Raw genomic sequence first — 7,790 nt, forward strand, 5'->3', positions numbered from 1 at the left:
TTGAAAATCACCCTTTTTTTTATATGTTCCATACAACGAAATCATTACTTGAGGGGAGTATAATGGGATACAACATATGAAAGCGCTTTCTAGAAGGGGGTCATTAATTGAAAGTTGTCATAGCTCCAGATTCATTTAAAGGTAGTTTGACGGCAAGAGAAGCAGCGGTTGCGATTGTTCGGGGTGTTAAAAGTGCGGTTCCTTTGGCAGAAACGTCCTTAATCCCAATGGCGGACGGAGGGGAAGGCACGCTTCAAACTTTAGTAGATGCAACCGGGGGATCTACAACACACGTGCAAGTGAAGGGACCACTCGGAAACCAAATTGACGCAAAATACGGGATTCTTGGTGACAATCAAACGTGCATTATTGAAATGGCTAGTGCATCTGGACTTGTGTTAGTACCAGATGGCAAATTAAACCCACTCGTCACAACAACCTTTGGCACAGGAGAACTGATCAAACATGCTCTTGATAAGGGATATAGAAAGTTTATTCTAGCCATCGGAGGGTCCGCTACAAACGATGGAGGAGCAGGGATGTTGCAGGCACTTGGATTACGTCTTCTTGATGAGAAAGGAAATGAAGTAGGTTTTGGTGGAGGTTGTTTGAAGGACATTGATTGTATTGATCTTCACGCATTCGACGAGCGAATTAAGGAAAGTTCATTCCTAATCGCTTCAGATGTGGAAAATCCACTCATTGGCCCTAACGGAGCCTCTTATATTTTTGGCCCGCAAAAAGGAGCGAGTCAGAAAGATGTGGCATTCTTAGACGATCAATTAACACATTGGGCAGATAAAATAGAGAAAAAAATAGGGATTAAGATTCATGACAATCCAGGTGCAGGTGCAGCAGGTGGTATTGGCGGAGCATTCCAGGCGTTCTTTCCTTCTAAAATGGAACGTGGCGTGGATGTCGTGATTCATCATACACAATTACAGGAAAAACTGGCAGATGCTGATCTTGTTATTACAGGGGAAGGGCAAGTCGATTCACAAACAGCCTCAGGTAAAACGCCAATGGGCGTGGCACAGACTGCCCAATACCTTGGTGTTCCAACTATTGTCATGGCTGGTTCCGTTGGGGAGGGAATAGAGGTGCTTTATGAGTATGGCGTCGTTAGTGTGCACAGTATCGTGAATCGCCCTATGAACCTGGAAACAGCGATTAAACAAGCATCAATGTTATTAGAAAGTAGTACAGAACAAGTCGTTCGATCTTATTTCCATCATCATGTTCCAAAACTACAAGGGGGTTTGGTTTAATGAAGATTAAAAAGACGATTGAGAAGGTCCCAGGCGGTTTAATGGTTGTTCCATTGATGTTTGGAGCACTAGTAAACACGATTGATCAGATGCATCTTCCTTTTATTATGAATGCTCTAAAGTCACTTGGTGTTGCGCCAACAGAGGAAGGTTTCTATGAAATGCTTCGAATCGGTGGATTTTCAGAAGCTCTTTTTAAAAATGGTGCGCTTGTGTTAATTGCTCTTTTCTTGTTCTCAGCAGGAAGTCAAATGAATTTAAGGATTGGTGGCGTGGCGCTTAAGAAAGGCGTATTGCTTACGGTTACGAAATACATAACGGGTTTAACCGTTGGCCTGTTATTCGGTTACTTCTTTGATCCGATGTCGGGGCTATTTGGACTATCTACGCTGGCCATTATTGCTGGAATGACAAATGGGAATGGTGGCATGTATGCTGCCCTAACAAGTCAGTATGGAAATCGCTCTGATGTTGGTGCCGTTGCAATTCTGTCACTAAACGATGGTCCGTTTTTAACCCTTCTTGCGCTCGGTTTACTTGGTTCCAGCTTCCCGATCATTGCCTTTATTGCAGTGCTATTACCAATTGCTATAGGCATGCTGCTTGGGAATTTAGACGAAGAGATTAGAGAATTTCTAAAACCAGGTGAAATTCTACCTGTTCCTTTCTTTGCATTCGCTCTAGGAGCAGGCATGAATCTTGCGAATTTCTTCAATCCTGAAGTCGTAGCTGCTGGATTGACAATCGGGGTTCTAACAACGGTTCTGACCGGTGGAGCAGGAATTCTAGTATTCAAGCTATTCAAAGAAAAAAGTTACATTGCACCTATATCTGAGGCTTCCACAGCCGGAAATGCAGCAGCTACTCCAGCAGCAATAGCAGCTGCGGCCGCTGTAGCGGCAAGTTCCGGTATGATGTCAGCGAGTGAAGCAGAATCCTTTCAAAGTATTGCAGCCGTTGCGACAGCTCAGATCTCCATTGCCACTCTAACTACAGCCATTCTTTGCCCAATTGCGGTCATTCTCGTAGATCGCTACCAGCGAAATAAAGGAATTGATGGTCGATTAGAGTCAGAGGAACGAAAACAATCAAAACGAGATAAAGAGGTTCAATCTGCATAATAGGACAGGTGGGCTGACTAAATTAACGTCAGTCCATTTCTCTATTTGTTTTAGTAGTAGAATGAACGAAAGAAGTGATTCAAAATAAACATGGAAAAAGCGAGGAGAAAGAGATGAAAACAACTTTACTTTACGGAAAAGACAACCTTTCAGTAAACCTCCCGGACAGCGCATTTGTCGTGGAGCCTACCAATATGTCTGGTTTAAAGGATACCAACAAAGAGATAAAGGAAGCCCTGCAAAATCCTATTGGGACAGCACCGCTAAAGGAAATGGTCAAGTCTTCGGATACTGTTGCTATCGCGATTAGTGATATCACAAGACCGACTCCAAATCATATTCTTATTCCATTACTTATTGAAGAGCTAAATCATGTTCCACTTGAGAATTTTGTCATTATAAATGGAACTGGCACACATCGAGATCAAACTCGCGAGGAGTTTATCCAAATGCTTGGTGAATGGGTCGTTGATCACATACGGATTGTAAATAACCATTGCCACGAAAAAGAAACACTTGTTAATTTGGGCGAAAGTTCATTCGGCTGTGATGTTTATTTAAACAAAGATTATGTAGAAGCCGATTTCAAAATTGTTACGGGATTTATTGAACCTCATTTCTTTGCTGGATTCTCTGGTGGGCCAAAAGGAATTATGCCAGGCATCGCTGGAATTGAAACCATCATGACATTCCATAACGCAAGAATGATCGGAGATCCACTTTCTACTTGGGGGAATATGGTTAACAACCCCGTCCAGGACATGACACGTGAAATCAATAGCATGTGCAAACCCGATTTTATGTTGAACGTAACACTAAATAGAGAAAAAGAAATTACAGCGGTATTCGCTGGGGAATTGTATGAAGCGCATGACAGAGGGTGTGAGTTTGCCAAAGAGCATGCAATGATTAAGTGTGAAGAGCGCTTTGATGTGGTGATTACGTCAAACTCTGGATATCCACTTGATCAAAATTTGTATCAAGCGGTAAAAGGCATGAGTGCAGCTCACAAAATTGTTAAGGAGGGTGGAGCGATTCTGGTAGCCTCTGAATGTTCGGATGGATTACCAAGTCACGGAAACTATTCGAAAATCTTTGAAATGGCCGATAGTCCGGAAGAGTTACTTGAGATGATCAACAATCCAGAATTTAAAATGTTTGATCAATGGCAAGTCCAGAAACAGGCGGTTATTCAAGTATGGGCGGATGTCTATGTTCACTCCAAGCTATCGGATGATCAGGTGAAGGGTGCGATGTTAAAACCGATGCACAACATTGAAGGTACGTTAGAAGAATTGAAAAAGCAGTATGGGGAAGAAATGACGGTTGCGGTGTTGCCGTTAGGGCCGTTGACGATTCCTTATGTTGAAGAATGACTTACCGTGGCAATGCTGGTGAATCGCTGGGAATCGCTGGTGAATCGCTGGGACGGTTCTCATGATGCAGTAGTTTGAAGATATAATTGAGAGCTCTCCTGCTTGAGCACAAGTAGGGAGCTTTGTAAGCACTAACTTGTGAACCGTCCCCCCGATTCTTCTAGACAGAAAACGGAAAGAGAGCGCAAAGGGATATGGATCCATTGGCGCTCTCTTTTGTTATTTGTTGAAGTGTTAAAGAGGGGAATGTCAGCGCCATGGCTATCTCACTGTATTGACGTGCAACCCATAGGTTGCGTATAATCAAATTATGAACTGGGATAAAGATGCCATATTTAAAGCACTAAGTGATTCAACTAGGCGGATGATATTAGATGAACTGTCCGAACGTAATGAGCTAACTTTGTATGAACTTACGACGCGCCTCATTATGAAGCACAACCTTACTATTTCTAGACAAGCAATAGCGAAACATCTCTCCGCTTTAGAAGCGGCCGGACTTGTTATTTCAAAACGAAAAGGAAAATATCGTGTGCTTTTTTTCAATAAGGAACCGCTTAAAAATTTGTTGAAGGATTGGGTGGATTAAATCTTTTTATTGTGGGATACCAAGGAGAAATTAGAGGAGGCAAAATTATGTTAAAGATTATTATTACGAGTGTTTTTGTAGAAGATCAGAACAAGGCGCTACAATTTTATACGGAAACGTTGGGATTCGTTAAGAAGAATGACGTGCCGACTGGAGAACATCGATGGATCACAGTTGTTTCCTCAGAGGAGCAAGGCGGAGTCGAACTATTACTTGAACCAAATGAACATGAGGCAGCGAAAGAATTTCAACAAAAGCTATTCAACGATGGCATACCAGTAACGATGTTTGGTGTAGCGGATATTCAAGAAGAGTACAAGCGCCTGGTGGAAAAAGGCGTGCGGTTTACGATGGAACCGACCGAAATGGGTGGTATCACCATCGCCGTTTTGGATGATACGTGTGGTAATTTGATTCAGCTGATTCAGCAGTAGTGGGGAATCGTGGGCATCGCGGGCGCATCGCGGGGACGGTTCTCGTGATGCAGTAGTAAGAATCGCTGGGACGGTTCTTGCGATGCATTGGTTAAGAAATACAGCTCGTGTTGATGCTTAACTTCATCCGTTCTTTTAGATGACATGAAGAAATGCCCTGCCTGGCCAAGGTAGGGCATTTTTAAGAGCATAGGATCGGTTAGTCCCATAGCACATTTTTCAGTTTAAGCGGAATCAGCAGAACCGTCCCTGCGATTCAGATTCAAACAAGCTGATAATACAAACCAAATTTCGTATCATACCAGAGTAATTTCCCATGTTTGCTTTTAGGGAGCCTTGTTTGTAAGTTCCATTCTGGATATTGCTTCATAATTCGAACTTGATCGCCAGTAGCAAAAGCAATGAATGAGATATAGTGATCTTTAGACATCGGATGTTCACTCGAAATATACCATTGATTGTCAATATCCGTGATCGTTAGTTGGTTTTCAGTTGTTGCTTTTTTTGCTTCTAATTGATCTAATTTTCTCCCGCAGCAAGAAATGGAAACATCCCCGGTTGCTAACACGATATTTTGACATAACTCACACACAAAGTAATTTGATTTTTTCATATTTCCTCCCACAAAATCATTTGCCGCTAAATCACCATTTAAAATGCTTTCAATGTTCACGCCTAACAAATCCGATAAGCTTGGTAATAGCGAAATATCTGGACTGCCATAACCTCGCTCCCACTTTGAAACGGTTCGATCAGAGATGTTCATTTGATCGGCTAATTGCTTCTGTGTTAGACGTTTTTCCTTTCTCAAACGATAAATTAAATCGCCTATTTTTTCATTGTTCATCGCATTCTCCTCCTACTACGATACTATCTTATAAGCTAAATCGTTCAATCACAACAAACGCTCCGTAGAGTTCCGTTATTTAACATGATTCGAATCTGAAGAAATGGTCGAGTTTGATTTCATTATTTTAGATCCTTTTGGGGTGGGATATTCCTAGAATCTTTTCATATCATTCAAATGTCCCGGCTTTTATTAAGCTTGTAAAAATTATAGGGAAGATCTACTTAAAAATGAGAGAAAGCGCACTAGCTCATATGAACCAACTTTGATTTTATGTCTTTGAACTATAGAAGATTGCTAGAAAGGTGTGCTAGATTTAAGGCGGATTTTACGGAAGCATTTACTTGTTTTCCTTAAACGATTAATATCTCCTTCATTAAAAAATGAACGGAGGTGTTCATGCATAAATAATCAAAAATGTAGGAGGCATCCTTATGTTTAAGAAATCGATTTTAGTTGTTTTTACGTTGGTTCTGTTGTTTAGTGGTTATCAATTTGGTCTTCCATCAGCACTTGCAATTCCACCTGGTACACCGTCCAAGTCTGCCGCCCAATCTCAATTGGATTCACTAACTGTTCAGTCTGAAGGCACGATGTACGGATACTCACGTGAGAAATTTCCGCATTGGATTGGGCAGGGGAGTGGCTGTGACACGCGTCAGCTGGTGCTGCAGCGGGACGCTGATTATTATAGCGGTGACTGTCCTGTCACGTCTGGTAAATGGTATAGCTACTATGATGGCGTGCAAGTGTATGATCCATCTGATCTCGATATCGATCATATGGTGCCGCTAGCAGAGGCATGGCGTTCAGGAGCAAGTAGTTGGAGCACGCAAAAGAGAGAGGATTTCGCCAATGATCTTGACGGTCCTCATCTTATTGCAGTAACGGCGAGCAGCAATCGCTCTAAGGGTGACCAGGATCCGTCTACATGGAAGCCAACGCGTTACAGCTCTCACTGCGGGTATGCGAAGTGGTGGATCAATACAAAATATGTCTACAATTTAACCCTTCAGTCGTCAGAGAAATCTGCTCTTCAAAGCATGCTAAATACGTGTAGCTATTAAGTTGTGGTTTTTGGATCGTGTTATAGTCTTGGTATGGCATGTTGAGGAGGTGCACTCAAATGAATGAAAAATCGTCAATCTTTCCTGCAACACATGGTGTGATGACTGAAGAAGTGGGCGTCATTAGCGGAGAACTTGAACTGGTGACTTCCTGTGATGACGACGGCAATCTTACACTTCGCATTACCTATGTAGGGGCAGAGGAGTGGTACACGCTTCCTGGAAAAGAATATCAGTTATATGATGGACGCGATCATGAAGTGGTTCATGGGTTGTTGGTAGCGGTGCTTGAGCGTAAATAAAATTCGACAAGTGACAGGCACCAGGAGCTGCCGGTGAGTCGGGGGACGGTTCTCATGATTCAGAGAATGAGATGAATAGTTAGTGTATGGAAGGTCCTCCTGTTGCATAGTAGTTCAAAATATAAACATACCCTGCCTATAGAAAGGCAGGGTATGTTTATAAGCACTAACTCTTTATCTAACGCTCGCTAAATTAGCAGAACCGCGCCTTTATTCTTGCCCCTGTTTCTCAAAAACTAGTTTTAACAACCCGCACAACCACAAGCTGAAACCGATTAAAACTACAGCAATTGAATAAACCACAAGATGTTCACTATAGAAACTTCCACTATCTTTATAGACTAGATCTGTCCAGAATTTCCCCATCTTAAAACTAAGCGCAATAACGACCAATCCTATACTTAATATAACCCAACTTGATGTCTTGCCCATTTGCTTACCTCAGTCCTAAATTATATTTTGATAGTAATGGAGTGCTTCCTTTTACATATTATCGTATTTATCAGCATTCATGCTTAATTTATTATTGATAATCCGTCAATTACTATCTGATATAGAAATTTTTTTGATTCTAATAAGTTATTGCAAGGTTATACGAAGTAGGAAGGGCAGACATGATACTGCCCCCACTCTTTCTAATCTGCTGAAAGTGAATCATCAGAACCGTCCGAGACCAGTGAAAAAGTCGGATTAAGACCAGACCGGTGAGTAAAATTTAAAATTCTCCATGAAAAAACCCCCTGAATGGTATAATGGGTACGACCAAATACCGACCATTAGGGGGTT

At 41.9% G+C, this 7,790-nt stretch carries 9 protein-coding genes; 7 read left to right on the forward strand and 2 right to left on the reverse strand.

Annotation, left to right across the window (positions count from 1 at the left end; translation table 11 throughout):
- Positions 1-107: 107 nt before the first annotated feature.
- From PQ511_RS23075 to PQ511_RS23095, 5 genes are all read left to right on the forward strand, one after another.
- Positions 108-1,268, forward strand: coding sequence for a glycerate kinase (locus PQ511_RS23075; RefSeq protein WP_273854263.1), 1,161 nt, complete (start codon positions 108-110; stop codon positions 1,266-1,268).
- Positions 1,268-2,389 carry a 2-keto-3-deoxygluconate permease gene (locus PQ511_RS23080; RefSeq protein ID WP_273854264.1) on the forward strand — a complete coding sequence of 374 codons (1,122 nt, stop codon included), beginning with the start codon at positions 1,268-1,270 and terminating at the stop codon, positions 2,387-2,389. Before PQ511_RS23075 ends, PQ511_RS23080 begins: the two co-directional genes overlap by 1 nt.
- A gap of 113 nt (positions 2,390-2,502) precedes the next feature.
- Entirely contained in the window at positions 2,503-3,765 is a 1,263-nt protein-coding gene (larA, locus tag PQ511_RS23085) for a nickel-dependent lactate racemase (protein ID WP_273854265.1), read from the forward strand.
- A 310-nt stretch (positions 3,766-4,075) separates the two neighbouring features.
- Positions 4,076-4,354, forward strand: coding sequence for an ArsR/SmtB family transcription factor (locus PQ511_RS23090; protein ID WP_273854266.1), 279 nt, complete (start codon positions 4,076-4,078; stop codon positions 4,352-4,354).
- Between the two features lie 47 nt (positions 4,355-4,401).
- Positions 4,402-4,788, forward strand: coding sequence for a VOC family protein (locus tag PQ511_RS23095; protein WP_273854267.1), 387 nt, complete (start codon positions 4,402-4,404; stop codon positions 4,786-4,788).
- 262 nt (positions 4,789-5,050) lie between these two features.
- Here PQ511_RS23095 and PQ511_RS23100 read toward each other — a convergent pair whose 3' ends face one another.
- A complete protein-coding gene (locus PQ511_RS23100; protein WP_273854268.1) occupies positions 5,051-5,635 on the reverse strand; it encodes a helix-turn-helix domain-containing protein in 585 nt (194 codons plus the stop codon).
- A gap of 434 nt (positions 5,636-6,069) precedes the next feature.
- On the opposite strand from PQ511_RS23100, the gene PQ511_RS23105 reads away from it, so the two are divergent.
- Both PQ511_RS23105 and PQ511_RS23110 read left to right on the forward strand, forming a co-directional pair.
- A complete protein-coding gene (locus PQ511_RS23105) occupies positions 6,070-6,702 on the forward strand; it encodes an HNH endonuclease family protein (RefSeq protein WP_273854269.1) in 633 nt (210 codons plus the stop codon).
- Between the two features lie 59 nt (positions 6,703-6,761).
- Positions 6,762-7,004, forward strand: coding sequence for a hypothetical protein (locus PQ511_RS23110; protein WP_273854270.1), 243 nt, complete (start codon positions 6,762-6,764; stop codon positions 7,002-7,004).
- A 210-nt stretch (positions 7,005-7,214) separates the two neighbouring features.
- Here PQ511_RS23110 and PQ511_RS23115 read toward each other — a convergent pair whose 3' ends face one another.
- Positions 7,215-7,436, reverse strand: a complete 222-nt coding sequence (locus PQ511_RS23115) for a hypothetical protein (protein WP_273854271.1) — start codon at positions 7,434-7,436, stop codon at positions 7,215-7,217.
- Positions 7,437-7,790 lie beyond the last annotated feature (354 nt).

The sequence above is a fragment of the Guptibacillus spartinae genome (assembly GCF_028610625.1).
Classification (GTDB): domain Bacteria; phylum Bacillota; class Bacilli; order Bacillales; family Guptibacillaceae; genus Guptibacillus; species Guptibacillus spartinae.